The sequence below is a fragment of the Rhizobium sp. N122 genome (genome assembly GCF_002211295.1).
Taxonomy (GTDB): domain Bacteria; phylum Pseudomonadota; class Alphaproteobacteria; order Rhizobiales; family Rhizobiaceae; genus Rhizobium.
In genome coordinates this window covers 1-26,537 of sequence record NZ_LOKU01000018.1, presented here as the reverse complement: position 1 = coordinate 26,537, position 26,537 = coordinate 1, and the positions used below count along the sequence as shown (strand labels likewise).

Below are 26,537 nucleotides of genomic sequence, written 5' to 3'. Positions count from 1 at the left end.
AGTGATCGATGCCAAAATCGGTGTTTCGGTTCCTGTCGCGGCAGCCGGATGCGGTCGAGCTGGAAAACGACCGATATCTCTTGCGCCTGCCGCGCTACCAGGATTTCAACCAGTGGCACCGGCTGCGCGCCGAAAGCCGCAAGTTCCTCGAACCCTGGGAGCCGACCTGGCGGCGCGACGAGCTGACGGAGGGCGCCTATCGCGCCCGCGTCATCCGCGGCAAGCAGGAATATGCCTCGGGCCAGGCAATCCCGCTGTTCATCTTCCTCAAGGAAAACCACACGCTCGTCGGCGGCATCACCATCGGCTATATCAGGCGGGGTGCGGCACAAAGCTGCATGATCGGCTATTGGATGGGCGAACGCCATGCCGGCCAAGGGCATATGTTTGCCGCTCTGCAATTGGTTATTCCTTACATCTTCACCGGGCTTGAGTTGCACCGTATCGAAGCAGCCTGTATTCCAGATAACGCGCGCAGCATCCGCCTGCTTGAAAAGGCCGGGTTTCAGCAGGAAGGCTATCTGCGCGGATATTTGAAGATCAACGGTCAGTGGCATGACCATGTGATGTTTTCACGTCTCGCCACCGATACGGATAAAGGCAGGAAAACCGACAGCCGATGACCAGAGACCGCATGCTGCCCAAGTCACCGTCCGGACGTTTGATCGCGGTGATCGCAGCCTTTTTGCTGGCGGTGTTCGCCCTTTCGGCGGGCGCTGCCCAGGCGGCCGAACCGGTGAAGATTTCCCGTGACGACACCGCGCTCGACCTGACCGCGACGACCGAAATCTACGTCAACCAGGGCGAGGCCTTCCAGGTCTCGACGGCTGCCGGCGCCGACGGTATCCGTCGCCGCATCGAGGTCAGGGCAAGCTCTGAAAATCACCAGGGCGACTGGGCGGTGTTCGCGCTCGCCAATGTCTCGGAGGAACAGCTGGAGCGGGTCATCGTCGCGCCGCATTTCCGTCTGGTCAATTCCAAGCTGTTCTGGCCGGATCTCGGCTCGCAGCGCATCAGCGCGATTACGCCGAGCGAAGGGTTCGCGCTCGACCGGCAGCCGAGCGACGAGGCCGATGTCTTCCGCATCACGCTGAACCCCGGCGCCGTCATCACCTTCGTCGCCGAGCTGTCGACGCCGGAGCTGCCGCAGATTTACCTCTGGGAACCGAACGCCTACAAGGACACGATCAACGCCTTCACGCTCTATCGCGGCATCGTGCTCGGCATTGCCGGCCTGCTGGCGGTGTTCCTGACCATCCTCTTCGTCGTCAAGGGCACCTCGATGCTGCCGGCGACGGCGGCGCTGGCCTGGGCGGTGCTCGGCTATATCTGCGTCGACTTCGGCTTTCTCGGCAAGCTGATCAGCGTGGCCTCGGCCGACCAGCGAATATGGCGCGCCTGCGCGGAAGTGGCGCTCGCCTCCAGTTTCGTCATCTTCCTGTTCACCTATTTGAACCTCAACCGTTGGCATGCCCATCTGGGCTACGCGACGCTCGCCTGGGTGCTCGGCCTTGCCCTGCTCTTCGGCGTGGCGATCTACGATCCGTCGATTGCCGCCGGCATCGCCCGGCTTTCCTTCGCGCTGACGGCGGCGACCGGGCTCTTACTGATCGTCTATCTCGGCTTCAACCGCTACGACCGCGCCATCCTCTTGGTGCCGGCCTGGGCGCTGACGCTCGTCTGGCTGTTCGGCGCATGGCTGACGGTCACCGGGCGGCTCGACAACGACATCATCCAGCCGGCCCTCGGCGGCGGCCTGGTGCTCATCGTGCTTCTGATCGGCTTCACCGTCATGCAGCACGCCTTTGCCGGCGGCGCCTTCCAGCAGGGGCTGTTTTCCGATCTCGAGCGGCAATCGCTGGCGCTGACCGGATCCGGCGACATGGTGTGGGATTGGGACGTGGCGCGCGACCGCGTCGTCACCATTCCCGACGTTTCGACCAAGCTCGGCCTGTCCCCCGGCACCATGCATGGGGCGGCGCGCAACTGGCTGCCGCGGCTGCATCCTGACGATCGCGACCGCTTCCGCGCCACGCTCGACGTGCTGCTCGAACACCGGCGCGGGCGGCTGAACCACGAATTCCGCATCCGCGCCGAGGATGGGCATTTTCACTGGCTGCTGATCCGCGCCCGGCCGGTGCTCGGCTCGAACGGCGAGATCATCCGTTGCGTCGGCACGATCGTCGACGTCACCGAGCAGAAGAACTCCGTCGAGCGGCTGCTGCACGATGCGCTGCACGACAATCTGACCGGCCTGCCGAACCGGCAGGTGTTCCTCGACCGGCTGCAGGCGGTGCTGGCGCTGGCGCCTGGCGGCGATACGCTGAAGCCGACGGTGATGGTGATCGACATCGACCGCTACAAGCTGGTCAACGATGCGCTCGGGGTCGCGGCCGGCGACAATATCCTGATCGCGCTGACGCGGCGCCTGCGCCGGCTGTTGAAGCCGCAGGACACGCTGGCGCGGCTTGCCGGCGACCAGTTCGGCCTCATCCTGGTGTCCGAGCACAATCCCGCCAAGGTCGCCGATTTCGCCGATGCGATCAGCAAGGCGATCATGGTGCCCATCAACTTCGCCAATCGCGAAATCATCCTGACCGCATCGATCGGCCTGACCTCCTGGGTCGATCGGCAGGAGAGCGCCAGCGGCCTGCTCAGCGATGCCGAGCTTGCCATGTACCGGGCAAAACGGGCCGGCGGCAACCGCGTCGAGCCGTTCCAGCCGGCCTTCCGCGACTTCGGCACCGACCGGCTGCAGCTCGAAACAGACCTGCGCCGCGCCATCGAGCGCAAGGAATTGTCGATGGTCTATCAGCCGATCGCAAGGCTCGAAGATGTCGAGGTCGCCGGTTTCGAGGCGCTGATGCGTTGGGAACATCCCAAACGCGGCAATATTCCGCCGTCCGAATTCATCCCGATCGCCGAGGCCTCCGATCTCATCGGTCCGCTCGGCATGTTCGCGCTGGAACAGGCGACCAACGATCTGATGGGCTGGCAGAACCAGACCGGCGAATTGCCGATCTTCGTGTCGATCAACCTGTCGAGCGTGCAGTTGCTGAACAACGAACTCTATGATGACGTGCGCTCGGTTCTCGCCAAGACCCATTGCCAACCCGCCCGCCTCAAGCTCGAACTGACCGAATCCATGGTCATGGAAAATCCGGAACAGGCCCGGCTCGTGCTGCAGAAGCTGAAGGAAGCCGGCATCGGCCTGGCGCTCGACGATTTCGGCACCGGCTATTCCTCGCTCGCCTATCTCACCCGCTTCCCCTTCGACATGATCAAGCTCGACAAGGCGCTGGTGCGCGACGGCAGCGACAAGAAGGCGACCGTGCTCCGCTCGGTCATCGCAATGGCGCGCGAACTTGAAATGAAGGTGGTGGCCGAAGGGATCGAATCCAACGAGGATGCGATCGAACTCGCCAAGATGGGCTGCAACTACGGGCAAAGCTATCTGTTCGGCCCGCCGATCGCCTCGGAATCGGTGCTGCGGCTGCTGCGGGAGCGGTTTCCGCTGACCAAGCGGGCGTGAGCGGGGCGGCCGGTTTCAGCGTTGCGGGTCTCGGCGGCAAAGGCCACCTTTGGCCGCTATACCAACCACATGGTCGTTTTGCTTTCTCACATTTGAGGGGCCACGCATGAATGTGCAGGCCGAAGTCGATCTTCCAACTCAGAAACAAAAGTGGGCTTGGGCATCGGCTACGTTGCTTTGTGTTCTGGCGTCGCCAGTTTTCCTCGTTCTGAAAACACTCGCTTTTATGATGGACCTGAAGTCGTTCCTGTTTCTATTCGGGGCATTCCTCGTCGTCTCTGTCGTGGGGTTTCTCCTTGCTCCGATATCGGTGGTTCGGAGTGGGTATATAGCGGTGACCGAGGTCATTCTTGGGCTTTCGGAAGACCACAAATACTTCTTGTGCTGTTCGTCGAAAAACCGAGCTGAAGCAGAATTTGGTTCATTCGTGCCAGTTTTGATGTTTCAGGCAGGAATGACGAGCTGCCTACTTCTAGCTCGGTTTATGTTTTGGAAATCCCTCACGCTCCGACAGATGATATTGGTTGTCGCGGTCTCGACCGTGATCACGCAAGGTCTGTTGTGGTACTACGAATGGCAAGAGGTGATTGTGAAATGTTCGGCCGTTCAGTGTAATTTCTGAAATGATTTGCGCTTACCAGGCGGCCTGAGCCGCCGCTCTCAGCGCTCGACGGGAACACTGAGACCGACCTTCACCCGATCCATCGCGACGAATGTTCGGAAGCGTTTTACGTTGTTGTTGCCGAAGAACAGCCGCCGTGTCAGTGCCTCGTAGTCGGCCATTGCAGGGACGACGATGACCAGGATGAAATCGGCCTCGCCGGTGACGTAGTAGCACTGCTGGATTTCGGGCGCGGCGGCGAACTGGCTCTTTGCCTCTTCGATCTGTTTTGCCGTTTCGCTGATAACCTCCACCTCCACGAAGATGGTGATCGATTGACCAAGTGCAGCGGGGTCGAGAACGGCGACATTTGCCCGGATGACCCCATCCTCCGTCATCCGCTTGATCCGGCGCTGGACGGCAGGCGCGGACAGGCCGACGGCTTCGCCGATCGTGCGCTGCGGCGTCATATTGTCCCTCTGCAGGATCGCCAGGATCTTGTGGTCGAACGCATCTAGAGGAGATTTTAACGGCCGGCTCAAAACAGGGCTCCAACGAAACAAAATTGCAAAACAAACCCCGAAATACAGCGCCTTTTTCGTAGCCCTTGCAATATGTTTTAGCCGAGCAACCGAAGCGAGGCGCGCATGTTTCTGCTGAACAGCACTTCCGACTACCGTCAGCCGCTCGACCCGCGGGACGCCGAAACTCTCGGGATGGAAGCCGCGGATGCCGTCGAGCGTCATCTGGCGTTCCGGGAAAACCATGCGGAAACGCCGCTCGTTGCGCTGCCGGCGCTGGCGGCCGGGATCGGTGTCGCCGCAATTCACATCAAGGACGAAGCCCACCGGCTCGGCCTTGGCAGCTTCAAGGCGCTTGGCGGCGCCTATGCGGTGATCCGGCTGGTCCTCGATGAGGCGGCACACAGGCTCGGGCGCGCCGTCGATGTCTCGGAATTGCATTCTTCTCCTGTCCGGGCGGTGGCCGGGACGATGACCGTCGCCTGCGCCACCGACGGCAATCACGGCCGGTCGGTGGCGCAGGGCGCGCAGCTTGTGGGAGCCCGGGCGGCGATTTTCGTGCATGCCGGCGTCAGCGACGAACGCGTCGCCGCCATCGCCCGCTTCGGCGCCGAGATCATCCGCGTGGACGGCACCTATGACGATTCCGTTCGGGAGGCGGCGCGCATCGCCGAGGAAAGAGGCTGGACGATCGTGTCGGACACCTCATGGGCGGGTTATGAGCGCATTCCCGGGCTGGTGATGCAGGGCTACACCGCGCTTGTGCGGGAAGCGCTGCGGGCAATGCCGCAGCCGCCCACCCATGTCTTCGTCCAGGCAGGCGTCGGCGGGATCGCCGCCACCGTCGCGGGCCACATGGCCATCGCCTTCGGCGAGGAACGCCCGACCTTCACAGTCGTCGATCCCGCCCGCGCCGCCTGCCTGTTCGAAACGGCGCGGGCCGGGCATCCGGTGACCGTTGCCCATGGCGCGCCGACCGTCATGGCGATGCTCGAATGTTACGAACCGTCCCTCGTTGCCTGGCGTATCCTCTCCCGCGTCGCCGACGCGTTCATGACCGTTGACGAAGACGAGGCGATCGCAGTGATGAAGCGGCTTGCCGATCCGGCTGGAAGCGACCCGGCGATTGTCGCCGGCGAAAGCGGCGGCGTCGGGCTTGCCGGGCTGATCCGCGCTGCCGGCGATCCCGCGATCAAGCAAGCCCTGTCTCTCGACGGCCATTCGCGCATCTTGCTGGTGAACACAGAAGGCGCGACCGACCCCGGCAAATATCAAGAGATCGTCGGGCGATCACCGGCCGCGGTCGCCGCGAAATACAAGACCGGAGTTTCAGCATGAGCCGCCGTTCGATCGATCCGGCGCGTCTGCTCGGGCGCATCTCCACGCTTGGCGAGATCGGCCGCGATGCGGAGGGACGGCTTGTCCGACTGGCGGCTTCCGATAGCGAAAAGCTGGGGCGCGATCAGTTTGTCGCCTGGCTAGAGGAAGTCGGGCTGGAGGTCGCCGTCGACCGTATCGGCAACATCTTCGGCATCTGGAATGGCGCGGGGGAGGAAAAGCCGCTCATGATCGGCTCCCACATCGACACGGTGATCAATGCCGGCATCTATGACGGATGTTACGGCGTGCTGGCCGGCCTCGAAGTGATCCAGACGCTAAAAGACGAAGGGTTCGAACCGTCGCGCCCGATTGTCGTTGCCGCCTTCACCAATGAGGAAGGGGTGCGCTATGCGCCCGACATGATGGGTTCACTTGTTTATTCCGGAGGCCTCGATGTCGCCGCTGCGCTGAAGACGGTGGGCACCGACGGCACTGTGCTCGGCGATGAACTGGCGCGGATCGGCTATGCCGGCACCGATGCGCCCGGCTTCCTAAGGCCGCACGCCTATGTCGAACTGCATATCGAGCAGGGTCCTGTTCTTGAAAGGGAGGGCGTGTCGGTCGGCGCGGTCGAGAACCTGCAGGGCATTTCCTGGCAGAGGGTGACCATCGACGGCGATGCCAACCATGCCGGCACGACGCCGATCTCGATGCGCCGGGACGCCGGCTATGCGGCGGCGCGCGTCATCGCCTTTCTGCGGGACCGGGCGAAAGCCTCGAACACCCCGACTGTCGCGACCGTCGGCTGCATCGCCTTTGAGCCGAACGCCATCAATGTCATTCCTTCGCGCGCGACGTTTACCATCGATCTGCGTGATCCTGACGAGGACCGCCTGAAGGAAGAGGAAGCCGCGCTCGCTGCCTTCCTCGAGCTGCTTTCGGCCGAGGAAAGGGTCGGCATTTCAGTCGAGCGGCTGGCGCGGTTCGAGCCGGTCAAGTTCGATCCGGCGATCGTTCGGCTGATCGAGGCGGCCGCCGGGGATCGCGGCCTGGCATGCAGGCGCATGACATCGGGCGCCGGCCATGACGCGCAGATGGTCGCCCGCATCGCGCCAAGCGCGATGATCTTCGTTCCCAGCCGCGGCGGCATCAGTCACAATCCGAAGGAGTTCACGACAGACGTAGACCTCGTCGCCGGAGCGAATATCCTCCTCGACGTCGTTTGCGGACTTGCAACAGGGGAACGGCCCGAATGAGCACGGACAGCCGGACGCTGGAACAGGACATGACCGCCTGGAGGCGGGCGCTTCACAGCCATCCCGAATTCGGCTTCGAGGAGAAGCGGACGGCGGCTTTCGTCGCCCGGAAATTGCGGGAGTTCGGCCTCGACGAGGTTGTCGAAGGTGTCGGCGGCACCGGGGTCGTCGGAACGCTCCGGCGCGGCGGCGGCAACCGCTCCATCGCGCTGCGCGCCGACATGGATGCGCTGAGGATTACCGAACAGGGCGATCGGCCCTATCGCTCGCAGACCGAAGGCCTGATGCATGCCTGCGGCCATGACGGGCATACGGCGATGCTGCTTGGCGCCGCCAGGATGCTGGCGGAGGACGGCGATTTCGACGGCACCGTCCGGTTCATTTTTCAGCCGGCCGAGGAGTGGGGCAAAGGCGCCCTGGCGATGCTCGGCGATGGCCTGATGACGCGTTTTCCCTTCGACGAAATCTACGGCCTGCACAACATGCCGGGTCTTCCGGTCGGCGTTTTCCAGACCCGCCCCGGCGCGATCATGTCGGCGGAGGATAATTTCGAGATCGTGCTGAAGGGCGTCGGCGGACACGCCGCGCGTCCGCATTCCGGCAACGAAGTCCTGGTCGCCGCCTGCGCATTGGTGACGAACCTGCAGACCATCGTTTCCCGGCGGCTCGACCCGACCGATATCGGCGTCGTCTCGGTGACCGAACTTCTGACAGACGGCACCCGCAACGCCCTGCCCGGGCTGGCGCGTATCCTGGGCGATGCCCGCAGCTTCCGTCCCGAGGTCAGCGCGGCGATCGAGACGCAGATGCGCCTGATCGCCGAGGGGACGGCGCTCGCCCACAATGTCGCGGCCGAGGTGAATTATACCCGGGAATTCGCCCCCCTGCTCAACGATGCCGCCCTGGTCGAGGAAGCCTTCGCCGCCGCCGGCAGCGTCTTCCCGCCCGAGAACGTCAAGCTCCGGCGCGAGCCGATGACCGGATCGGAAGACTTCGCGCGGTTCCTCGACCATGTCCCCGGCTGCTTCGTCTTCCTGGGCAATGGCGAAGACTCCGCGCCGCTCCACAATCCGAATTACGATTTCAACGACGACGGGCTGATCCACGGCGCCAACTTCCACGCGGGCATTGTCCGCCGGCGCCTGAACGCAAGCTGACATCCGCCGTCCTTCACCCCAGCAGGGAGCAATATCATGGCCCATTCACTGAACACCTCCTCCGTTTCGAGTTCGGCCGGCGCCAATCAGCCAAGGCTGGAAACCGAAGAAATCTGGCGTGCGCGCGTCGATCTCGCCGCCTGTTTCCGCATGGCGGCGCACTACGGAATGGAGGAAGGCATCTGCAATCACTTCTCCGCCGTCGTGCCGGGCTATGACGACCTGTTCCTCGTCAATCCTTACGGCTACGCGTTCAGCGAGCTGACCGCATCCATGCTGCTCGTCTGCGATTTTCATGGTCACGTCGTTGCCGGAGAGGGAAAGCCGGAAGCGACCGCCTTTTACATTCACGCCCGCATTCACAAGAACATTCCCAGGGCAAAGGCTGCTTTTCATACGCACATGCCCTATGCCACCGCGCTTTCGATGACGGAGGGCGAGCCGCTCATCTTCGCCGGCCAGACCGCCCTGAAATTCTACGGGCGCACCGCGGTCGATGCGAACTATAACGGCCTCGCATTGGACGAGCGCGAAGGCGATCGCATCGCCTCGGCGATAGGCGATGCCGACATCGTCTTCATGAAGCATCATGGCGTCATGGTCTGCGGCCCGACCATAGCGGAAGCCTGGGACGACCTCTATTATCTCGAAAGAGCCTGCGAAGTTCAGACCCTTGCCCTGTCGACCGGGCGAAAGGTCCTGCCTGTCGCTCCGGAGATCGCCGAGGCGGCCTATCTGCAGATGCGTGAAGGCGATCCGGAGTCCGCACGCCTCCATTTCGAATCGATCAAGCGCACGCTCGACCGGACGCAGCCCGAATTCAAAAACTGACGGCCGGTCTCTCCAGCGTGTGAGGTTGCAGCCGCGCGTTGCGGAGGGCTCGATCGCCAATCAATTCCCGCGCGAGGGCGGCTTGACGACCCGCCGCGGGCGCGTCTTCCCCTCCAATGATGGCCATTGACCTGTGGCCTGCGATGTGCGCCTCTCATGGCTTGCACAAGGAAAATTCGATGCTCAAGTTTCTGCTCACCCTCTCCTTGGGTGTTGTTTGCGTCTCGCCGCTTCAGGCCGGCGAACTCACTCCCGCCACCAAGAGCTGCCTGTCGGGAGAAAAACCGGCGCACTGCGAGCGCTGGGTCAAGGATTACAGGACGGCCATGGAGCTGGCGCAAAAAGGCGATCACGGCGCCCAGGTAACCGTCGCCTTCTGCCTGTCCACCGGCTGCCATGGCGCCGTTCCCATCGACAAGGTCGCCTCCTGCAGCTGGCATCTGGTGATTGCCAATTCGGGTGCCGCGACAGTGCTCGACGGTTCCAATCTCAGGATCACCTGCCGGACAATGACGCCCACGGAGAAAGACCAGGCCCGCGCCTTGTCCGCCGATCTGGTCCGCAAGATCTACAAGCGCCCCATGAACACGACCGACCAGATGTAGTGTTGTTGCCAAGCTTGCTAGACGGCTTGGTTGATGGATTTGAGTAATCGGTGGGCGAGTTTCATTTCGTTTTCGCCTTCCGACTGCAAAGCACTGCGCGGTTTTGCTGCAATTGGCTTATGCCCTTAAGCTTATATTCACCGACTGCTGGTCTTCTGTTGCCTGCAAATGAAGATCGTCATCGCGATGCGGGGAAATTGCCGCCTTCGATGACGATCCGCAGGGCGTGCGGTGATATCTCCGTCTGCCCCTTCGGGATGAGCCCGCCAAAATTCCAAATCGCCTGGTTTCGAAGACAGAGACGCGTGCCTGACCGCACGCATGCATGGCTCGCCTAACCCCCATTCAGCGTTGCCGGCCTTCCTCGATAACCTCGCACGTCCGAAGAGAATTCATCAGCCGAAGTGAAGGGCTTGAAGATGATCAGAACCGTTTCAGCGAAACTTATCCTTGCGACCGGCACTGCGATCGCAGGCGTCCTGATCGCCTACACCGCCTTCAATGCGGTGAGTGCCAAGAACAATACCGAGCGCGAGGTCATGGCGCTTGCGACCGAAAAGGCGGCCATGGTCAGCCAGCAGGTGGCGACCAATATCACCGAGGCGACCTCGGCCGGTGCGGCGCTTGCCGCAAGCCTCTCCGGTTTCGTCGAGGGCGGATCGAAAAGCCGGGCCGACATCGTTGCGATGATCAAAACACTGGCGCCGCAATATCCGAGCGTGTTCGGCGCCTGGATGTGCGAGCTGATCGACGGTCCCCACCCCACAACCGGCACCGACGCCTTGAACAAGGAAGGCATTTTCACGCCCTATTGGACCAAGGGCGACGACGGCAAGATGGAGTTCTCGACATGGACCATCAAGCCTGAGGACGAATATTACAGCGCGCCGCTGAAGAGCGGAAAGGCGATCATCACCTCCCCCTATCTCACCAATATGAAAAAGCTAGTCACCTCGGTTTCGGTGCCGATGCGGGTGAACGGCGCTGTCGTCGGCCTCGCCGGCGTCGACATCAAGCTCGACGATCTCACCGCGGCGCTGACGCAGATGCACCCCTTCGACGGCGGCCGGGTCATGCTGCTTGCCAATGACGGCAAGTGGCTCGCCCATCCCGACAAAGACAATCTGATGAAGGACTATGCCGATACTGGTGCTGCCGACGTCAAGCAGGCGCTCGCCGACGGCAAGATGCGGGTGATTTCGGGCTTGCCGGATGGCGCCGTGCGCCTCGTCTATCCCTTCACCGCCCGCGGCATGAACACCACCTGGGCTGCGGTTCTCGATGTGCCGGCCGCGACCTTCTCGGCGCCGGTCTGGCAGCAGATCTACAACACTGTCATCGGCGGCCTTGTCATTCTGGCGGTGATGCTCGGCGTCATCCTGACGGCGAGCCGCATGCTGATCGGCAAGCCGCTGCAGGGCATTCTGGGTGCCGTCCAGAAAATGGCGGGCGGGAATTATCGCGAGCCGATCGACCATCATGGCGGCGCCGACGAACTCGGCAGCCTGAAGGGCGCGCTCGAGAAATTCCGCCACCAGCTCGCCCGCGGCGAGGCGCTCAAGGACGAGCAGGAGGCGCTTCAGGCCCAGGTCGAGACCGACCGCAAACGCCAGGGCGACCTCGAGCAGGCCAAAGCGGAGGATCTGCGTCATTTCGTCGAAGTCGTGCAGAGCCGCTTCGACCTTCTGGCTTCGGGTGATCTCACCGTGCGGATGAACGAGAAGGTGGCGCCGGAGTTCGAGACGATCCGGGCCAACTTCAACACGTCGGTTTCCGCTCTGGAAGATACCATCCGCAACGTTGTCCATGCCGTCTACACCATCCGCTCCGGCCTCGGCGAGATTTCGACGGCGTCGAACGATCTGGCGCGGCGCACCGAACAGCAGGCCGCCTCGCTGGAGGAAACGGTCGCCGCCCTGGGTGATGTCACCCGCGGCGTCAACGATACCTCCGACGGCGCCAACAGCGCGCAGCAGACGATGAAGCTTGCCCGGACCGACGCCGAAAAGGGCGGCGAAGTCGTTGCCCGCGCGATCGAGGCGATGACCGAAATCCAGGGCTCCTCCATCAAGATCGGCAATATCATCCGCGTGATCGACGAAATCGCCTTCCAGACCAACCTGCTTGCGCTCAATGCCGGTGTCGAGGCCGCGCGCGCCGGTGAAGCCGGCAAGGGCTTTGCCGTCGTCGCCCAGGAGGTCCGGGAACTGGCGCAACGCTCCGCCCAGGCGGCAAAGGAAATCAGCGGGCTGATCTCGATGTCCTCCTCGCAGGTCCAGACCGGCGTCAACCTGGTCGAGGAGACCGGCGTGGCACTCTCCAAGATCGTCGATCGCGTCGTCGGCATGAGCGACACGGTCAATGAAATCGCCACCAGCGCCCAGGCGCAGGCAACCAGCCTGCGGGAAGTCTCGGCCGCCGCCGACCTGATGGACAAGGTCACCCAGCAGAACGCCGCCATGGTCGAAGAGACGACGGCCGCCGCACAGGGGCTTGCCCAGGAAACGGAAAACCTCGCCGCCGTCGTCGGCCGCTTCGGCCTCGGCGGCGCCATGGCGCGCGGCAGCGGGTCGCCGGCAGCAATGAAGCTGGCGAGTTGATCAAATGCATGTCGCCCGGAACTGCGCAGCGGTTCCGGGATAACGGCAGACGCCGCAACGCCCGCGTGAAAATAAACCCCATTGCCCTCCCGGCTTTCGCGGCTATTCTGCCGGCACAGAAAATCGGGAGGCTTACTGATGATCCTGCACTGCGTATTCCTGCGGCTGAAGACCGCGGTGACTGGAGACGAGAAGCAATCGCTATTTGCGGCGATCGCCGCCCTGAAGCAGGTCATTCCCGGCATTCTGGATATCAAATACGGGCCGAACGTTTCGCCCGAGGGCCTGCATGGCGGCTTCGTCGACGGTTTTGCCGTGACCTTTGAAAGCCCCGAGGCGCGCGACGCCTATCTCATCCATCCCGAGCATGTCGCCGTCGGCGAGCGCATCGTCTCGTCGACGGACGGAGGCCTGGCCGGCATCCTGGTCTTCGACCTCAATATCTAAAGCGCTTCGGACGCCTGGCCTAGCAAGACGTAGTTTCTCGCTCGAAACTCGATCTTGATAAAAGCTGCAGATTGACCGCTTGCGCAGTCATGGGAAGCAAAATCCTTTGGCAACATCTCCTCGACCGAGGACGAAACCTCATGCTCTGCCAGGACATCGAGCTTCCGAGAACGTTGGAAGGCTGCAATCTCGATTGCCTCCTTGCCGATCAGCACAAATGCAAAATGCCCCTCGTCAGCCACGTAGTTGCTCGCGGCCAGATATTCGTTCACCCGGACGGCCAATGCATCGCTGGAAGGCAATCGATTCTGGTAGGGGTGGAGCAGGCAAACCGCCTGAGCATCGAAGGACGATATCCGAGAAAACTTCGTGGCCTTGCCCAGCGGCATGTTTCCGAAAGCGTCTTCGTCCAAGGCACCAGCCTCGGCCAACGGCCCGCAGGCCATCGATGCCACCATCGCCAAAAACGCAATAACCCTGATGAAGCGCATTCTCGTCTCTACCTTTCGCAAAGAGACCGAATACAGCCTTGCGTTGCTTCCGGTGTCAACACAGCATATCCAGACGATGGCGGCTGTACGCAACCCCATTAAAGCGGCGCGGCACTTTTTCTGGGATTGCGTTGAGGGCCGCGACCGAAGCCGCAGCCCCCGCTCCTCAGCTCGATTTCGCCATGGCGGCGGCGAGCTGGTCGACATTGTAGCGGAACATCTTCTCATAGGTCGGCGCCGGTCCTTTGGCGTCGGAGAGGGACTCGACATAGAGCTCGCCGCCGGGCTCCGCACCCGTTGCCTTGGCAACCTGTTTGACCAGGCGGGGATCGTTGGAATTCTCGAAGAAATAGGCCTTCACATGCTCGCCCTTGATCTGCTCGATCAGCTTGGCGACGTCGGCGGCGGAGGCCTCGCTTTCGGTGGAGAGGCCGAGCGGCGCCAGGAAGGTGACATTATATTCGCGGCCGAAATAGCCGAAGGCATCGTGGCTGGTCAGCACCTTGCGGCGGTCGTCGGCGACCTTGTCGAATTTCGCATGGGCGTAGGCGTTCAATTCGTCCAGCGTCCTGGTGTACTTCTCGGCATTGGCCTTGAAGGCGGCGGCATCGGCGGGATCGGCCGAAGACAGCGCCTTTTCGATATTGGCGACCCAGATCTTGACGTTGACGGGGCTGTTCCAGACATGCGGATCGGTAATCTCCGCGCCGTCCTCTTCCATGGTGCTGACGTCGATGCCTTCGGAGACGGTCACCGGCTTGCCCTTGTAACCCGAGGCGGTGATCAGCCGGTCCATCCAGCCTTCCAGCCCTTCGCCGCTGACGAAGGTCACTTCGGCCGCGTTCAGATTTTTGGCGTCGGCCGGCGACGGCTCGAATTCATGGGGATCGCCGTTCGGCCCGACGAGACTCGTCACCTTTACATGGTCGCCGCCGACTTGTTTGACGACGTCGGCAAGCACGGTGAAGGAGGCCACGACCTTCAGCGTCTCGGCGGAAGCCGGCACGGCCGACAGCGTCATCAAAGCGGGGATTGCTGCGGAAAGAAGCAGTCTGTGCGGTGTCATCGAAGTCTCCTTGGGATCAGCCCTTCAGATGCGGGCGGGGAAAGAAGCGCCGGGCAATGCCCGAGGGCGCGAAAAGGATGGAGAAGGCGTAAATCACAGCCGCCGTCATGATGATCGTCGGGCCGGAGGCAAGTTCGAGATGGTATGAGGCGATCAGCCCGAGATAGCCGGAGGCGGCGGCACTTGCGGCCGCGATCGCCATCATCACGGCCAGGCTGCGCGACCAGAGCTGGGCGACGGCCGCCGGCAGCATCATCAGGCCGACCGCCATCAGCGTGCCGAGCGCCTGGAAGCTGGCGACGAGGTTCAGGACCACCAGCAGCAGGAAGAGGACGTGATAGACCGGCCCGCGCCCGCCGACGGCGCGCAGAAAGCCGGGATCGAAACATTCGGCCACCAGCGGCCGGTAGATGAAGGCGAGGACGACAAGGGTCAGCGAGGTGATCGCGCCGATGAGATAAAGCGCCGAGGCATCGATCGCCAGGATGGTGCCGAAGAGCACGTGCAGCAGATCGATATTCGAGCCGCGCAGCGAGACGATCAGCACGCCGAGCGCCAGCGATGCGAGATAGAAGCTGGCAAAGCTCGCATCCTCCTGCAGCACGGTCATCCGGCTGACGGCGCCCGAAAGCAGCGCCACCGACAGGCCGGCGACGAGGCCGCCGAGCCCCATCGCCGTCAGCGACAAGGAGCCCGCGACGAGATAGCCGATCGCCGCCCCCGGCAGCACGGCATGGCTCATGGCGTCGCCCATCAGGCTCATGCGTCGCAGCATCAGGAAGACGCCGATCGGCCCGGAGCCGAGCCCGAGGCAGAGGCAGGCGACGAGCGCCCGACGCATGAAACCGAAATCGGCAAAGGGCGCGAGGAAAAGATCGTAAGCCGTCATGCCGCCGGCACCTGTTCGGGGCCGCAGGCCTCGGCATCCTCGTCCCAGCGCTCGGCCATGGCGCGGGCTTTCAGTAGATTGGCTGACGACATGACCTCGACGGTCGGCCCCCATCCGACGAGCTCGCGGGCAAGCAGCAGGGTCTCGGGGAAATGTGCCCGCACGAGCTCGAAATCATGCAGCACGGCGATGACGGTGCGGCCCTCGCCATGCCAGCGGATGACGATATCGATGAGATCCTTGGTGGTGCGGGCATCGATTGCGGTAAACGGCTCGTCGAGCAGGATGATGCCGGCGTCCTGCAACAGCAGCCGGGCAAACAGCACACGCTGGAACTGTCCGGCCGACAGCGATCCGACATGGCGTTTTCCAAAACCTTCAAGGCCGACGGCGGACAGCGCCTCGCCTGCCCTCTTGATCTCGCCGGGCGCGATGCGGCCGAAGGCGCCTGCCGCCTTCCAGGAGCCGAGCATGACGGTGTCGATGACCGATATCGGGAAGCGCCGGTCGATCTCGGCCGCCTGCGGGAGATAACCGAACTCCGCCCGCCCCAGCCGATGCTCGACCCTGCCTTCGGCCGGTCGAAGCTCGCCCATGATCGCCTTCAACAGCGTCGACTTCCCCGCTCCGTTCGGCCCGGCAATCGCCGTCAGGCTGCCTCTGGCAAAGGCGCCGGAAACGTGATGGATGGCGGGATGGCGGTTATAGGCAACCGTCAGATTGTCGATCCGGATCACCGGCGTCATGGCAGCAGAACCGCCCAATGGATCGCCAGCCAGAGGACGGCGACGACAAGCGAGATGCCGATCCCCCTGGAGAGAGCCGACTGTCCCAGCAGGCTGACGGAGGGGCGGTCGGGGCTCGGGGGCATTGGCTGATCCTACAATGTAATAACATTACGGTTATGTTATAACGATTGCGGCGAGATTGAGGCGGAACTTCTTGGCGAGATTGTTATTGCGGGGATAAGAGGTGCGGCCATTTGACAGTGAGGCGCTGCACGGCCAGACTTGCTCCATGATCAGGCCATGGCACCTCATTGTTGACCATATTCGCAGCGTGCGGGAAAATTCGGCCGACGAAAAGTTTTCCTCTGCCTTGCGGGGCGTTGAGCAGCTTGCCGATTTCATCGCTCATAATTCGCTTCGACACGCGCTGTTTGGATGGACCTCAATGGCTGATCTATGCATTCAGCAAACCGGGCACGCCCCGCCCTCGGTCGCCCATCTACGGATTTCAGCGCAAGCATCGGGCCTGATCGAATTCCGCTATATCGATACGCATGTGGAACCCAGGCAATGGACGCGGACGGAAACGCCAGAACGAGCCGTTCATAGGCTCACGACCTTCTTAGACCAACTTCATTGGGTTTCCGGTCCCGTGACAATTTTTTCGGAGCCGCAAATTGGCGAGTTCACGGGGTAAGCGGAGCTCCCAAGGTCAGGCCTGAGCTGAAGCGCGGTAAGGAGTGGGATCAACGGAAGCGCAATGCACCCCTATCCGGCCAAACATCGCTGTCTTGCTCCAAGAGCTCCCCACCCTCCGTCCTCCTCGGGCTTGACCAGAGGATCTACCCTGCCCTCGATCGGCAGTGGGCGTGGATCCCAGGCTCGTAGGCCTGGGATGACGGAGATTGGGGGCGCGATTCTGGCAAACTCGCCGTCGGCGTGCGCCCCTCATCCGGCTGCCGCCACCGACCGGGGTCGAGCCGCGGGTCTCGACCCGTCCTTCGGACCCCCGCTTGCGGGGCGAAGGGCGTGTGCCGCGACCTCTCCGTTCCTCGCTGACGTCTCGCGGGGTACGTCCCCTCGCCCCGTTTTTACGGGGAGAGGGTTAGGGTGAGGGGCAGATTTATTCAAACTCACAGCAATTCCAACATCGCCGCAGCACCCGAAACCGTTGCCTGGCCGGGGCTTTCCTCGACGTTCAAGGCTTTCACCACGCCGTCTTCCACCAGCATCGAATAGCGCTTGGAGCGCAGGCCGAGACCGCCGGCGGAGAGGTCGGCTTCGAGGCCGGCGGCCTTGGTGAAGGCGGCGTCCCAATCGGCGAGGAAGTGGATCTTGCCCATGCCGCCGGAGGATTGCGCCCAGGCGCCCATGACGTGCCAGTCGTTGACGGATATGACGGCGATATCGTCGACACCCTTGCCGAGGATGGTGTCGCGGTTTTCGAGATAGCCCGGCAGGTGGTTCAGCGAGCAGGTGGGCGTGAAGGCGCCCGGCACCGCAAAGAGCACGACGCGCTTGCCGGAGAAGAGCTGTTCGGTGGTGATTTCGACCGGGCCGTCGGCGGTCTTTTCCTTGAAGGTGGCGGCAGGAAGCTTGTCGCCGATCGCGATGGTCATGGTTTTCTCCTTGATTCCGGCTGTTGGGTTTTGGCCTTTTCAGCGGCGGGCGCCGCAGGGGTCGAGGCGACTATAGGTCCCGGTCACTCAAAGGCAAGCGTGGTCTCCATCGCCTTGCCGCCATCGATGACCAGCACACCCCAGCGTTTGCCCGATAGATCGTAATCCTTCGGCAGCTTGCCGATGGCGACATCGGTCTTGAAGGTGGCGCCATCGCGTTTGCCGCCGATCTGCTTGGTGAAGGCATAGCCGCTCGGGCCGGTGACGATGATATCGGGCGCGCCCTTTCCCCCGCCTGGCCCCTCGCCCGGCAAAACCAGTGTCAGCGCCAGCGTCTTGCGATCGGGCGACATCGCATGCGCGGTCACGCCGAAATCGGCCGATGGCGGCTGCGGCAGCGTCGCATCGGCCGCCGCAAGGATCGCCTCCTCCTGTGGGTGGGACTGGATGGCCGGGCCGAGCTTCAGCTGAAAATTCGCCTGGAAGGGAATGCAGATATCCTTGCAGATACCGATGAAGGCGACGCCGTCGATCTCGACCGGGGCTTTGCCCGCCGCATGGAGCGACAGCGGCAGCGTCACCGGCGCGTCATAGGCGATATCCTCGACCGCGCCGTTGAAGAAATGTTTCGGGACGGGATAGGCCATCGCATCGAGCGTGACGCCACTGCCCGCCGCGATGGTGAACTGGGGCGGAATGCCGCTGTTTCCGGGCTCTTTCCAATAGGTTATCCAGCCGGGTTTCGGCTCGATCTGCAGCGCGGCGCGGATTTTGCCGGCGGCATCGGGCGCCAGTGCCACGAGGCGCATGCGGCCGCCTTCGTTCTCCGCCCAGGCGCTCATTTCCGCGTGAGCCGAACAATGGGCGGCAAGGGCTGCGCCCATCGAGATGACCGCCATGAAAAGCCGGCGCGGTACTGAGGAAATAATCATCATGGAACAACGGTTTACCGAAACCGAGGTTTCGCCGCCAGAAGTCACGGCGATTTAAATCTTCATTTTTGGTTGATTGATGTGTGACATTGGCCCATGTTTCTCTTGTCAAGGCCTCAATGCGGTTGGCAGCAGGAGGAACGATGTCCTTATCGACGCTGAAGAACAGACGGGAACGTGGCTTCTTCGATGGCCAGTTCCTCATCGCCATGCCCGGCATCGAGGACCGCAATTTTGCGCGCACGGTGATTTATATCTGCGCGCATTCCGATGCCGGCGCCATGGGCTTCGTCATCAACCGCCCGCAAAGCCTGACCTTCACCGATGTGCTGCTGCATCTCGACATGATCAAGCAGGAAGATCAGATCGTGCTGCCGCAGCGGGCGCGCGATTTCCCGATCCAGACCGGCGGCCCGGTGGAAAGCGGCCGCGGCTTCGTGCTGCATTCGGATGATTATTCCAGCGACTCCTCGATCCCCGTCAGCGACGACATCTGCCTGACGGCGACGCTCGACATCGTGCGCGCCATCTCCAAGGGCGATGGTCCGACGCGCGCGACGATGCTGCTCGGCTATTCCTCCTGGGGCGCCGGCCAGCTGGAAAACGAGGTCGTCAACAATGGCTGGCTCACCTGCCCGGCCAATGAGGAACTGATCTTCGATCGCAGCCTCGACGACAAATACGAGCGGGCGCTCGCCGGCATGGGCGTGACCGCCGCCATGCTTTCCAAAGAAGCCGGGCATGCTTGATAAGGCCGGCCTGATATAGCTGGAACGAATTGCGCCGGCTGACGTTTCATTTCGGCAAACACGGGCACGAGGCCCATGCTTGACGAAGGAGACATCACATATGGGTAGCACCAGCGACAAGATCTCAGGCAAGGCAAATGAAATTGCCGGCAAGACCAAGCAGGCCGTCGGCAAGGCCGCGGACAATCGCGAAATGCAGGCCAAGGGCGCCGTTCAGGAAGCCAAAGGCAAGGGCCAGGTCGCAACCGGCAAAGTCAAGGACAAGCTCAAGGGCGCCGTCGACCGGCTCTGAGCCATCCGCTCATCCGTCATGAACCATGCCTGCTGCGCCCTCGCGCGGCAGGCATTTTTAATCCGCCGCTGCTTTGCTGAGATCAAGACGATGAAGCTTTTCGCCTGCGACAACTGCGATCAGGTCGTCCACTTCGACAACCGCCACTGCGTGCGCTGCAACCATCGGCTCGGTTTCCGGCCGGGCGATCTCGCCATGCATGCGCTGGAGCCGCGCGACGAAACGCTCTGGCAGCTCGTTTCCAATCCCGATCGCGACGTGCGCTTCTGCGCCAATGCCGGCCTCGACATCTGCAACTGGCTGGTGGACGGCGATAGCGACAGCGAATTCTGCGTCGCCTGCCGCCACAACCGGCTGGTTCCGAACACCGATACCCAGAACGGCATCGATCGCTGGCGGCGCATCGGCCAGGCGCAGCGTCATCTTTTCTATTCGCTGTTGCGCTGGAGGCTGCCGCATCCCGATCGGGTGCAGGATCCGGAAGGTGGCCTGGTCTTCGATTTCCTCGAGGATGCGATCGAGAGCAACGGCTATGTCGTGCCGGCGATGACCGGCCACGAGGAAGGGCTGATCACCATCCGCGCCGCAGAGGCCGACGATGCGACGCGCGAACAGGCGCGCAGCTCGATGAACGAACCCTATCGCACCCTGCTCGGCCATTTCCGCCATGAGACCGGCCATTTCATCTGGAACAAGCTGGTGCGCGACCGCGACGGCCTTGCGGACTTCCGCGCCGTCTTCGGCGACGAACGTCAGGATTATGCGGCCGCCCTGCAGAAACACTATGCCGGCGGCGCGCCCCTGGGATGGCAGGACAGTTTCATCAGCGCCTATGCGGCCTCCCACCCCTGGGAGGATTTCGCCGAATGTTTCGCCCATTACCTGCATATCGTCGACACGCTCGAAACTGCCCGCGCCTTCGGCATCGCCATCGATCCGCGCGGCCACGAGGAAATCGCCGGCGAAGTGGATTTCCTCCCCTACCGGGCAAGCAGCGCCGAACAGCTGGTCAGCGCCTGGGTGCCGCTCAGCCTGGCGATCAACGCCATCCAGCGCAGCATGGGCCAACCGGACTCCTACCCCTTCGTGCTGTCCTCACCCGTCGTGGCCAAGCTCGAATATCTGCACCAGCTGATCCAGGGGGCGGCGACGGCGCGGCAATAGGTGGGATGAGAGCATTTCGGGCGCTGTTTTGATACGCATGATTTCATGCAGTGGGCCGTTATGGGATACGAAGGTCGCTGCTGGCTCCCTCTTCCCCCCAGCGGGGAGAAGGTGGCCCGAAGGGTCGGATGAGGGGACCGCACGGCACACCATTCATTGCCCTTCGCTTGCCGCTCAGTGCCTCGCTCCTGTCGTCGCTCGCCCCCTCATCTGCCTGCCGGCATCTTCTCCCCGCTGGGGCGAAGGGGAATCGTGGCATCGCCTCGTCCATCTTTGACCCGCCAAAAGCCTGGCGGAGCAAGAAGGTGCGATCTTGCCCATTGTCGGCTTTCGAAACCCGAGATAAGCCATTTGCCGACGCCCCTGGAGGACACTGACCATGGACGACGCCGGGCGAACCATGATCGTGCTGGATGCCAGCAATTCCCGCTTCCAATTGCGGGCCGGTGCATTGATCCGATCCCATGGCCACATCCTCATCCATCGCGTCATCGGCGACACTTTCTGGGTCCTGCCCGGCGGCCGCGTGGAGTTTCACGAGGCGGGCGCAGAAACGCTGGCCCGCGAAATAGAAGAGGAGATCGGCTGCCAGGCCACGGTCGGGCCGCTGCGCTTCATCATCGAGAATTTTTTCGAGTTCGCGGGACGAAAGATCCATGAAGTCGGCTTCTATTATCAAGCGGAACTCCTGAGCGCCCTGCCCTTCCATGAAACCGATATCGTCCACCGTATCCGCGACGGTGACGCCGACCTGGAATTTTGCTGGGCTTTGCCAAGCCGGGCCGTGCTCGATCGTTTCAATCTGCAACCGATGCCGCTGCGTGACCTTATCGAGACGGTGCCGGACGGGGTCCAGCACGTGGTGCGGCGTGATGTGTCCCAGGGTTAGCGCTCTGGGCGCGTCGATGTCATCGTGAATCGGTGCCCGCCCCTCATCCGCCTGCCGGCACCTTCTCCCCGCTTGCGGGGCGAAGGGGGTATGCCGCAACCTTTCTGTCCCTCGCCAACGCCTCGCGTGGCACGTCCCCTCGCCCCGTTTTTACGGGGAGAGGGTTAGGGTGAGGGGCAGCCTTCAGGCACAAGCCAACCCTAAAATCGTCGCGACACGCTAAAACGAAACCGCCTTGCCCTTCTTGAACGGCTCCATGCCCCGGCGCGCAAGTTCATCGGCGCGTTCGTTTTCCGGGTGGCCGGCGTGGCCCTTGACCCAGTGCAGCGTCACCTTGTGGCGGTTGCGGGCTTCTTCGAGCACCTGCCAGAGCTCCGCGTTCTTCACCGGCTTCTTGTCTGCTGTCTTCCAGCCGTTTTTCTTCCAGCCGAAAATCCACTTGGAGATGCCGTCCTTGACGTAGGCGCTGTCGGTATAAAGATCGACCTCGCAAGGGCTTTTCAGCGCCTGCAGCGCCGAGATTGCCGCCAGCAGCTCCATGCGGTTGTTGGTCGTATCCGCCTCGCCGCCGCAAAGCTCCTTTTCGACGTCGCCATAGCGCAGCACGGCGCCCCAGCCGCCGGGGCCGGGATTGCCGGAGCAGGCGCCGTCGGTGAAGATATCGACGTGTTTCATAGGCTCAATCCGTATTCGGCGGCCGAGCCGATCTGGCGGTGGAAGCGCAGTTTGCGCAGATATTCGAGCGGGTCCTTCTTGGTGACCATGGCGCCTTCGGGCGTCGTCAGCCAGTCATAGAGCCGGGTCAGGAAGAAGCGCAGCGCCGAACCGCGCGACAGCACCGGCAAGGCGGCGATCTCTTCGCCGCTCAGGGGGCGCACGCTCTGGTAACCCTCGAGCATCGCCGTGCCCTTGGTGATGTTGTAGGCGCCGTCCTTTTCGAAGCACCAGGCATTCAGGCAGATCGAGACGTCATAGGCGAGCAGGTCGTTACAGGCGAAATAGAAATCGATCAGGCCGGAGAGCTGATCGCCGAGGAAGAAGACGTTGTCGGGGAAGAGGTCGGCATGGATGACGCCGGCCGGCAGGGTTTTCGGCCAGGCGGCGGAGAGGAAATCAAGTTCGCCGCGGATCTCGTTCTGCAGGCCGGCCTCGACCTCGCCGGCGCGCGCCTCGGATTTTTCCCAGAGCGTTTGCCAGCCGTCGATCGAGAGCGCGTTCGCCCGTGTCAGTTCGAAACCGTGGCCGGCCACGTGCATCTCGGCCAGCGCCCTGCCGACTTCGCGGCAATGTTTGGCCTCCGGCTTCCGCAGCCACATGCCTTCGAGGAAGGAGATCAGTGCGGCCGGCCGGCCGGAGAGCGAGCCGAGCAGCGCGCCGTCGCGGCGCGGCAGCGGCAGCGGGCAGGACAGGCCGCGGGCCGAGAGATGCTGCATCAGGCCGAGGAAGAACGGCAGATCGGTCTTTTCCACCCGCTTCTCGTAGAGCGTCAGGATCAGCGGATCCTTGGAGGTGTGCAGCAGGAAATTGGAATTTTCGACACCCTCGGCGATCCCTTTGTAGGAGAGCAGCGTGCCCGCGTCATATTCCGTCAGGAACCATTTCAGATCGTCTTCGGCGATATCGGTATAGACTGCCAAGTGAGGTCTCGCCTTCATGCATTGCTGTTATTCGGCCGCCGGATCGACCATCCGGCGTCGATAAGGTTTCAATATGGGGATCAGCCGTTGACGAAGGCCATGTCGGCCGCCGTCAGCTCGATGCTGCGCAATTCGCGGTTGACCAGGAAATTCTCGGTTTCCTGCACCGTCTCGGCCAGTTCGACGCGGGCGTCGAAGCGGGCGCGGAAGGCCTCGATGATCTCGTTGACGATGACCTCGGGGGCGGAAGCGCCGGCGGAAAGGCCGAGCGTCGAGATCGCGCCGATCTCGTCCCAGTCGAGTTCGGCGGCGCGCTGCACGAGGATCGATTTCGTCGCCCCTGCCCTCAGCGCCACTTCGACGAGGCGCTTGGAATTGGAGGAATTCGGCGCGCCGACGATGATGAAGAGATCGCAGCCGGGGGCCGCCTGCTTCACCACTTCCTGGCGATTGGTCGTCGCATAACAGATCGAATCGGCGGCCGGGGCGGTCAGGTTGGGAAAACGCTGCTGCAGGCGGGCGATGACGCCGGCCGTGTCGTCGACCGACAGCGTCGTCTGGGTGACATAGCCGAGATTGTCCGGATCGGCGGGCGCATAGGCATCGGCATCCTCGATCGTCTCGATCAGCGAAACCGATCCCTCCGGCAGCTGTCCCATGGTGCCGATCACCTCGGGGTGGCCGGCATGGCCGATCAGGACGACATGGCGGCCGAGGCGATTGTGGCGCATCGCCTGCTTGTGGACCTTGGAAACCAGCGGGCAGGTGGCGTCGAGATAGAACAGGTTGCGGCTTGCCGCATCCTCCGGCACGGATTTCGGCACGCCATGGGCGGAGAAGACGACCGGCTGGGCGCGATGTTCGGCCGGGATCTCGTCCAGTTCCTCGACGAAGACGGCGCCCTTGGCCTCCAGCCCCTCGACGACATAACGATTGTGAACGATCTCATGGCGTACATAGACCGGCGCGCCATAGGATTTCAGCGCCAGCACGACGATCTGGATAGCGCGGTCGACGCCGGCGCAGAAGCCGCGCGGCCCGCAGAGCCTGATCGTCAAGGGAGGTTTCGCTGCAATATTCATGTCTGTTCCGTCAAGAATTCTTCAGTCCTGTGCCCGTCACAGGTCCCGCGAGGGGCAATCGACCTCTAGCCCAATATAGTCGAGAATTGAAGCGATACTATTGCCGAGGCTGCTTGCCGGGCTTGCGAAACCAGGAGATGGCCACCACCGCGACAAGCACGGCGGCCAGTCCATACCAGGTGAAGGCATATTGCAGATGGTCGTTCGGCAGATCGACCTGGGTAACGCCGCCGATCGGCAGGCCGGCCGGATTGGGGGTGGAATCGGCATCGACGAAAAACGGAATGACGCGCGCCTTCTCCAGCCCGACGCTTTCGGCCATGACGTCGAGATCCTTCCAATAGAAGATGTTCTTGGCGACGTCGTTGTCGGGCACCACCCAGGAAGGTTTGCCGGGCAGTTTTTCGCGAGCGAGGCCGGTGACGGTCTGCTGATCCGTCAGTTGGCCCTGCATGCGCATTTCCGGCTCCTTGTTCTCATAGGGAACGAAGCCGCGATTGACCAGGAGCACGCGCCCGTCGGCAAGCTCCAGGGGCGTATAGACATAAAAGCCGGTCTGGCCGCGCCAGGTGGCGAAGAAGTGGCGCTCCTTGTTGTTGATATAGCGGCCGGTGGCGGTGACCTTGCGATATTCGATATCGCCGCCGGTTGCCGCCATCGCCTCGATATCGGCGAGCGGCACGGGGGCAGCCACTTGCCGCGCCGCGATATCGGCGAGCAGGCCCTCTTTCCAATGGAGGCGTTCGACCTGCCAGGTGCCGAGCGAAATCAGGATGGCAAGGGCGATCAGCACCAGGATGCCGGTGATGACAGGCAGCCGGCGGCGCGGCAGGACAGGCTCCATTTCAGTCACTCAGGCGTCCTTCGCGGGCATTGTGGCGGTATTGCATGGCGATCAGGATGCCCTTGAACCAGCGGAGCGTCATGAGCGACAGGGCGATCGTCAGCGGGCCGAAGAGCAGGATGTGCACCCAGATCGGCGGCCCGTAATTCACCTGCAGCCACAGCACCAGGCCGATGACGATGAAGCCGACGATGAGGATGACGAAGACGGCCGGCCCGTCGCCGGAATCGGCGAAGGAATAATCGAGGCCGCAAGAAGCGCAATGCGGCTTGACCCCGAGCAGGCCGTCGAACAGCTTGCCCTGGCCGCAGCGCGGGCAGCAGCCCTTGATGCCGGTTCTGACCGGATCGACGGGGGGATAATGGGCGCTATCTTCGCTCATACCATTCCTTCTGGCCATTCCTTCTCGGCAGCCCATGCTGCCTTAACTCTCCCATAAAGTATTCGCATCCCGAATGGAAATGCCTGCGCGGTTTCGTCTCAGTGATTCGCGCCAAACAGAAGAAGAAGCTGATGACCAACGACAGCCATGCCGGACAGATCATTATTTTGAACGGTGCGCCCAGAAGCGGCAAATCCAGCATTGCCCGCGCGATCCAGGAGGAATTCGAGGGGCCGTGGATCAACCTCGGCGTCGACAGCTACAATGCCATGACGCCGAAGCGCTATCTGCCTGGCATCGGCCTCAGGCCCGGCGGCGAGCGGCCGGAACTCGAAGAGCTGGTGCCCTTCCTCTATGCGGCCCTTTACGAATCGATCGCCATCCATGCCGGATTGGGGCTCAATGTGGTCGCCGATCTCGGCCATCATGACAGCTACTCGCAGCCGCTCGGCATTCTCGGCGACTGCGCCAGGCGCCTGGACGGCTTTTCCGTGCTGTTCGTCGGCGTGCGCTGTCCGATCGGGACGATCATGCAGCGCCGGGAATTCAAGCAGCAAGGCCGCGAGACGCTGTATGTAAGAGCCACCGAGGAGGTGCCGATCCCCGAACCGGTGCAGCGCTGGCAGGATGAAGTGCACCGGCCCGGCATTTATGACATGGAGGTCGATACGTCGGTGCTCACCGCACTCGAATGCGCCGAGGCGATCCGCCAGCGCCTCGATCTCGGCATTCCCGAGCCTTCGGCCTTCGAACGGATTGCGGGTGGGCGTTGAGATCTGCCCCTCATCCGCCTGCCGGCACCTTTGTAACTTCCCTTTACCCGCTATTGGCGTAGTACTGCCTATTGCGGTGGCGGATGGAAGACCGTTGCACCTTTGGGACACCAAGCCCGTGGGAGAGCCT

General features: G+C 62.7%; 29 protein-coding genes. 15 read left to right on the top strand and 14 right to left on the bottom strand.

The window, feature by feature from the left end; all coding sequences use genetic code 11:
• Positions 1 to 8: 8 nt before the first annotated feature.
• From ATY75_RS14840 to ATY75_RS14830, 3 genes are all read left to right on the top strand, one after another.
• Entirely contained in the window at positions 9 to 623 is a 615-nt protein-coding gene (locus ATY75_RS14840; protein WP_088938145.1) for a GNAT family protein, read from the top strand.
• On the top strand, positions 620 to 3,532 hold the full coding sequence (locus ATY75_RS14835; RefSeq protein WP_088938144.1) for a sensor domain-containing phosphodiesterase: 2,913 nt from the start codon (positions 620 to 622) through the stop codon (positions 3,530 to 3,532). Before ATY75_RS14840 ends, ATY75_RS14835 begins: the two co-directional genes overlap by 4 nt.
• A gap of 106 nt (positions 3,533 to 3,638) precedes the next feature.
• Positions 3,639 to 4,154, top strand: coding sequence for a hypothetical protein (locus tag ATY75_RS14830; protein WP_088938143.1), 516 nt, complete (start codon positions 3,639 to 3,641; stop codon positions 4,152 to 4,154).
• 38 nt (positions 4,155 to 4,192) lie between these two features.
• On the opposite strand, the gene ATY75_RS14825 is transcribed toward ATY75_RS14830, so the two are convergent.
• A complete protein-coding gene (locus ATY75_RS14825; RefSeq protein ID WP_088938142.1) occupies positions 4,193 to 4,675 on the bottom strand; it encodes an Lrp/AsnC family transcriptional regulator in 483 nt (160 codons plus the stop codon).
• Positions 4,676 to 4,780: 105 nt separating this feature from the next.
• On the opposite strand from ATY75_RS14825, the gene ATY75_RS14820 reads away from it, so the two are divergent.
• From ATY75_RS14820 to ATY75_RS14790, 7 genes are all read left to right on the top strand, one after another.
• Complete coding sequence (locus ATY75_RS14820; protein WP_088938141.1) at positions 4,781 to 5,992, top strand: diaminopropionate ammonia-lyase; 1,212 nt, start codon at positions 4,781 to 4,783, stop codon at positions 5,990 to 5,992.
• Positions 5,989 to 7,230: a Zn-dependent hydrolase gene (locus tag ATY75_RS14815; RefSeq protein WP_088938140.1), complete on the top strand. Its 1,242-nt coding sequence runs from the start codon at positions 5,989 to 5,991 to the stop codon at positions 7,228 to 7,230. Before ATY75_RS14820 ends, ATY75_RS14815 begins: the two co-directional genes overlap by 4 nt.
• The gene (locus tag ATY75_RS14810; protein WP_088938139.1) at positions 7,227 to 8,387 is read left to right on the top strand and encodes a M20 aminoacylase family protein; all 1,161 of its coding nucleotides are present in this window, start codon (positions 7,227 to 7,229) and stop codon (positions 8,385 to 8,387) included. Before ATY75_RS14815 ends, ATY75_RS14810 begins: the two co-directional genes overlap by 4 nt.
• A gap of 36 nt (positions 8,388 to 8,423) precedes the next feature.
• Positions 8,424 to 9,218: an aldolase gene (locus ATY75_RS14805; protein ID WP_088938138.1), complete on the top strand. Its 795-nt coding sequence runs from the start codon at positions 8,424 to 8,426 to the stop codon at positions 9,216 to 9,218.
• Between the two features lie 179 nt (positions 9,219 to 9,397).
• Positions 9,398 to 9,823, top strand: coding sequence for a hypothetical protein (locus ATY75_RS14800; RefSeq protein ID WP_088938137.1), 426 nt, complete (start codon positions 9,398 to 9,400; stop codon positions 9,821 to 9,823).
• Between the two features lie 419 nt (positions 9,824 to 10,242).
• Entirely contained in the window at positions 10,243 to 12,423 is a 2,181-nt protein-coding gene (locus ATY75_RS14795) for a methyl-accepting chemotaxis protein (RefSeq protein ID WP_088938136.1), read from the top strand.
• A 138-nt stretch (positions 12,424 to 12,561) separates the two neighbouring features.
• Complete coding sequence (locus ATY75_RS14790; RefSeq protein ID WP_088938135.1) at positions 12,562 to 12,870, top strand: Dabb family protein; 309 nt, start codon at positions 12,562 to 12,564, stop codon at positions 12,868 to 12,870.
• Here the strand turns inward: ATY75_RS14790 and ATY75_RS14785 are convergent.
• The 8 genes from ATY75_RS14785 to ATY75_RS14750 form a co-directional block, all read right to left on the bottom strand.
• On the bottom strand, positions 12,867 to 13,361 hold the full coding sequence (locus ATY75_RS14785) for a hypothetical protein (RefSeq protein ID WP_088938134.1): 495 nt from the start codon (positions 13,359 to 13,361) through the stop codon (positions 12,867 to 12,869). The two genes, ATY75_RS14790 and ATY75_RS14785, sit on opposite strands and share 4 nt — an antisense overlap.
• Before the next feature lie 166 nt (positions 13,362 to 13,527).
• Positions 13,528 to 14,427: a zinc ABC transporter substrate-binding protein gene (locus tag ATY75_RS14780; RefSeq protein ID WP_088938133.1), complete on the bottom strand. Its 900-nt coding sequence runs from the start codon at positions 14,425 to 14,427 to the stop codon at positions 13,528 to 13,530.
• A gap of 16 nt (positions 14,428 to 14,443) precedes the next feature.
• A complete protein-coding gene (locus tag ATY75_RS14775; RefSeq protein ID WP_088938132.1) occupies positions 14,444 to 15,316 on the bottom strand; it encodes a metal ABC transporter permease in 873 nt (290 codons plus the stop codon).
• Positions 15,313 to 16,062, bottom strand: a complete 750-nt coding sequence (locus tag ATY75_RS14770; RefSeq protein ID WP_088938131.1) for a metal ABC transporter ATP-binding protein — start codon at positions 16,060 to 16,062, stop codon at positions 15,313 to 15,315. The genes ATY75_RS14775 and ATY75_RS14770 overlap by 4 nt, the downstream gene beginning before the upstream one ends.
• The gene (locus ATY75_RS35460; protein ID WP_280950594.1) at positions 16,059 to 16,187 is read right to left on the bottom strand and encodes a hypothetical protein; all 129 of its coding nucleotides are present in this window, start codon (positions 16,185 to 16,187) and stop codon (positions 16,059 to 16,061) included. The genes ATY75_RS14770 and ATY75_RS35460 overlap by 4 nt, the downstream gene beginning before the upstream one ends.
• Positions 16,188 to 16,270: 83 nt before the next feature.
• Entirely contained in the window at positions 16,271 to 16,453 is a 183-nt protein-coding gene (locus ATY75_RS34605; RefSeq protein WP_190241359.1) for a hypothetical protein, read from the bottom strand.
• Positions 16,454 to 17,177: 724 nt separating this feature from the next.
• Positions 17,178 to 17,663, bottom strand: coding sequence for a peroxiredoxin (locus ATY75_RS14755; RefSeq protein WP_049730843.1), 486 nt, complete (start codon positions 17,661 to 17,663; stop codon positions 17,178 to 17,180).
• A gap of 83 nt (positions 17,664 to 17,746) precedes the next feature.
• A complete protein-coding gene (locus tag ATY75_RS14750; RefSeq protein ID WP_088938129.1) occupies positions 17,747 to 18,598 on the bottom strand; it encodes a protein-disulfide reductase DsbD domain-containing protein in 852 nt (283 codons plus the stop codon).
• Between the two features lie 140 nt (positions 18,599 to 18,738).
• On the opposite strand from ATY75_RS14750, the gene ATY75_RS14745 reads away from it, so the two are divergent.
• The 4 genes from ATY75_RS14745 (at position 18,739) to ATY75_RS14730 (ending at position 21,689) form a co-directional block, all read left to right on the top strand.
• Positions 18,739 to 19,344, top strand: a complete 606-nt coding sequence (locus tag ATY75_RS14745) for a YqgE/AlgH family protein (protein ID WP_064837140.1) — start codon at positions 18,739 to 18,741, stop codon at positions 19,342 to 19,344.
• Between the two features lie 100 nt (positions 19,345 to 19,444).
• The gene (locus ATY75_RS14740; protein WP_003569831.1) at positions 19,445 to 19,636 is read left to right on the top strand and encodes a CsbD family protein; all 192 of its coding nucleotides are present in this window, start codon (positions 19,445 to 19,447) and stop codon (positions 19,634 to 19,636) included.
• Positions 19,637 to 19,726: 90 nt separating this feature from the next.
• Entirely contained in the window at positions 19,727 to 20,800 is a 1,074-nt protein-coding gene (locus ATY75_RS14735; protein WP_088938200.1) for a putative zinc-binding metallopeptidase, read from the top strand.
• Between the two features lie 379 nt (positions 20,801 to 21,179).
• A complete protein-coding gene (locus tag ATY75_RS14730; RefSeq protein ID WP_088938128.1) occupies positions 21,180 to 21,689 on the top strand; it encodes an NUDIX domain-containing protein in 510 nt (169 codons plus the stop codon).
• Between the two features lie 219 nt (positions 21,690 to 21,908).
• On the opposite strand, the gene rnhA is transcribed toward ATY75_RS14730, so the two are convergent.
• The 5 genes from rnhA to ATY75_RS14705 all read right to left on the bottom strand — a co-directional run bounded on the left by rnhA (position 21,909) and on the right by ATY75_RS14705 (position 25,634).
• Positions 21,909 to 22,364 carry a ribonuclease HI gene (gene rnhA / locus ATY75_RS14725; RefSeq protein WP_088938127.1) on the bottom strand — a complete coding sequence of 152 codons (456 nt, stop codon included), beginning with the start codon at positions 22,362 to 22,364 and terminating at the stop codon, positions 21,909 to 21,911.
• The gene (locus tag ATY75_RS14720; RefSeq protein ID WP_088938126.1) at positions 22,361 to 23,326 is read right to left on the bottom strand and encodes a homoserine kinase; all 966 of its coding nucleotides are present in this window, start codon (positions 23,324 to 23,326) and stop codon (positions 22,361 to 22,363) included. The genes rnhA and ATY75_RS14720 overlap by 4 nt, the downstream gene beginning before the upstream one ends.
• Positions 23,327 to 23,406: 80 nt before the next feature.
• On the bottom strand, positions 23,407 to 24,408 hold the full coding sequence (ispH, locus tag ATY75_RS14715) for a 4-hydroxy-3-methylbut-2-enyl diphosphate reductase (RefSeq protein ID WP_088938125.1): 1,002 nt from the start codon (positions 24,406 to 24,408) through the stop codon (positions 23,407 to 23,409).
• Between the two features lie 97 nt (positions 24,409 to 24,505).
• A complete protein-coding gene (locus tag ATY75_RS14710; RefSeq protein WP_088938124.1) occupies positions 24,506 to 25,261 on the bottom strand; it encodes an SURF1 family protein in 756 nt (251 codons plus the stop codon).
• Positions 25,254 to 25,634: a DUF983 domain-containing protein gene (locus ATY75_RS14705; protein ID WP_088938123.1), complete on the bottom strand. Its 381-nt coding sequence runs from the start codon at positions 25,632 to 25,634 to the stop codon at positions 25,254 to 25,256. The genes ATY75_RS14710 and ATY75_RS14705 overlap by 8 nt, the downstream gene beginning before the upstream one ends.
• A gap of 131 nt (positions 25,635 to 25,765) precedes the next feature.
• Here ATY75_RS14705 and ATY75_RS14700 point away from each other — a divergent pair, with 131 nt between their 5' ends.
• Positions 25,766 to 26,407, top strand: coding sequence for a chloramphenicol phosphotransferase (locus ATY75_RS14700; RefSeq protein ID WP_088938199.1), 642 nt, complete (start codon positions 25,766 to 25,768; stop codon positions 26,405 to 26,407).
• Positions 26,408 to 26,537: the final 130 nt, after the last annotated feature.

Excerpts from the sequence above, each read along its gene's own strand:
- ATY75_RS14840 (WP_088938145.1), top strand. The coding sequence starts at position 9 with ATGCCAAAATCGGTGTTTCGGTTCCTGTCGCGGCAGCCGGATGCGGTC.
- ATY75_RS14835 (WP_088938144.1), top strand. The coding sequence starts at position 620 with ATGACCAGAGACCGCATGCTGCCCAAGTCACCGTCCGGACGTTTGATC.
- ATY75_RS14830 (WP_088938143.1), top strand. The coding sequence starts at position 3,639 with ATGAATGTGCAGGCCGAAGTCGATCTTCCAACTCAGAAACAAAAGTGG.
- ATY75_RS14820 (WP_088938141.1), top strand. The coding sequence starts at position 4,781 with ATGTTTCTGCTGAACAGCACTTCCGACTACCGTCAGCCGCTCGACCCG.
- ATY75_RS14815 (WP_088938140.1), top strand. The coding sequence starts at position 5,989 with ATGAGCCGCCGTTCGATCGATCCGGCGCGTCTGCTCGGGCGCATCTCC.
- ATY75_RS14810 (WP_088938139.1), top strand. The coding sequence starts at position 7,227 with ATGAGCACGGACAGCCGGACGCTGGAACAGGACATGACCGCCTGGAGG.
- ATY75_RS14805 (WP_088938138.1), top strand. The coding sequence starts at position 8,424 with ATGGCCCATTCACTGAACACCTCCTCCGTTTCGAGTTCGGCCGGCGCC.
- ATY75_RS14800 (WP_088938137.1), top strand. The coding sequence starts at position 9,398 with ATGCTCAAGTTTCTGCTCACCCTCTCCTTGGGTGTTGTTTGCGTCTCG.
- ATY75_RS14795 (WP_088938136.1), top strand. The coding sequence starts at position 10,243 with ATGATCAGAACCGTTTCAGCGAAACTTATCCTTGCGACCGGCACTGCG.
- ATY75_RS14790 (WP_088938135.1), top strand. The coding sequence starts at position 12,562 with ATGATCCTGCACTGCGTATTCCTGCGGCTGAAGACCGCGGTGACTGGA.
- ATY75_RS14785 (WP_088938134.1), bottom strand. The coding sequence starts at position 13,361 with ATGCGCTTCATCAGGGTTATTGCGTTTTTGGCGATGGTGGCATCGATG.
- ATY75_RS14780 (WP_088938133.1), bottom strand. The coding sequence starts at position 14,427 with ATGACACCGCACAGACTGCTTCTTTCCGCAGCAATCCCCGCTTTGATG.
- ATY75_RS14775 (WP_088938132.1), bottom strand. The coding sequence starts at position 15,316 with ATGACGGCTTACGATCTTTTCCTCGCGCCCTTTGCCGATTTCGGTTTC.
- ATY75_RS14770 (WP_088938131.1), bottom strand. The coding sequence starts at position 16,062 with ATGACGCCGGTGATCCGGATCGACAATCTGACGGTTGCCTATAACCGC.
- ATY75_RS35460 (WP_280950594.1), bottom strand. The coding sequence starts at position 16,187 with ATGCCCCCGAGCCCCGACCGCCCCTCCGTCAGCCTGCTGGGACAGTCG.
- ATY75_RS34605 (WP_190241359.1), bottom strand. The coding sequence starts at position 16,453 with ATGAGCGATGAAATCGGCAAGCTGCTCAACGCCCCGCAAGGCAGAGGA.
- ATY75_RS14755 (WP_049730843.1), bottom strand. The coding sequence starts at position 17,663 with ATGACCATCGCGATCGGCGACAAGCTTCCTGCCGCCACCTTCAAGGAA.
- ATY75_RS14750 (WP_088938129.1), bottom strand. The coding sequence starts at position 18,598 with ATGATGATTATTTCCTCAGTACCGCGCCGGCTTTTCATGGCGGTCATC.
- ATY75_RS14745 (WP_064837140.1), top strand. The coding sequence starts at position 18,739 with ATGTCCTTATCGACGCTGAAGAACAGACGGGAACGTGGCTTCTTCGAT.
- ATY75_RS14740 (WP_003569831.1), top strand. The coding sequence starts at position 19,445 with ATGGGTAGCACCAGCGACAAGATCTCAGGCAAGGCAAATGAAATTGCC.
- ATY75_RS14735 (WP_088938200.1), top strand. The coding sequence starts at position 19,727 with ATGAAGCTTTTCGCCTGCGACAACTGCGATCAGGTCGTCCACTTCGAC.
- ATY75_RS14730 (WP_088938128.1), top strand. The coding sequence starts at position 21,180 with ATGGACGACGCCGGGCGAACCATGATCGTGCTGGATGCCAGCAATTCC.
- rnhA (WP_088938127.1), bottom strand. The coding sequence starts at position 22,364 with ATGAAACACGTCGATATCTTCACCGACGGCGCCTGCTCCGGCAATCCC.
- ispH (WP_088938125.1), bottom strand. The coding sequence starts at position 24,408 with ATGAATATTGCAGCGAAACCTCCCTTGACGATCAGGCTCTGCGGGCCG.
- ATY75_RS14705 (WP_088938123.1), bottom strand. The coding sequence starts at position 25,634 with ATGAGCGAAGATAGCGCCCATTATCCCCCCGTCGATCCGGTCAGAACC.
- ATY75_RS14700 (WP_088938199.1), top strand. The coding sequence starts at position 25,766 with ATGACCAACGACAGCCATGCCGGACAGATCATTATTTTGAACGGTGCG.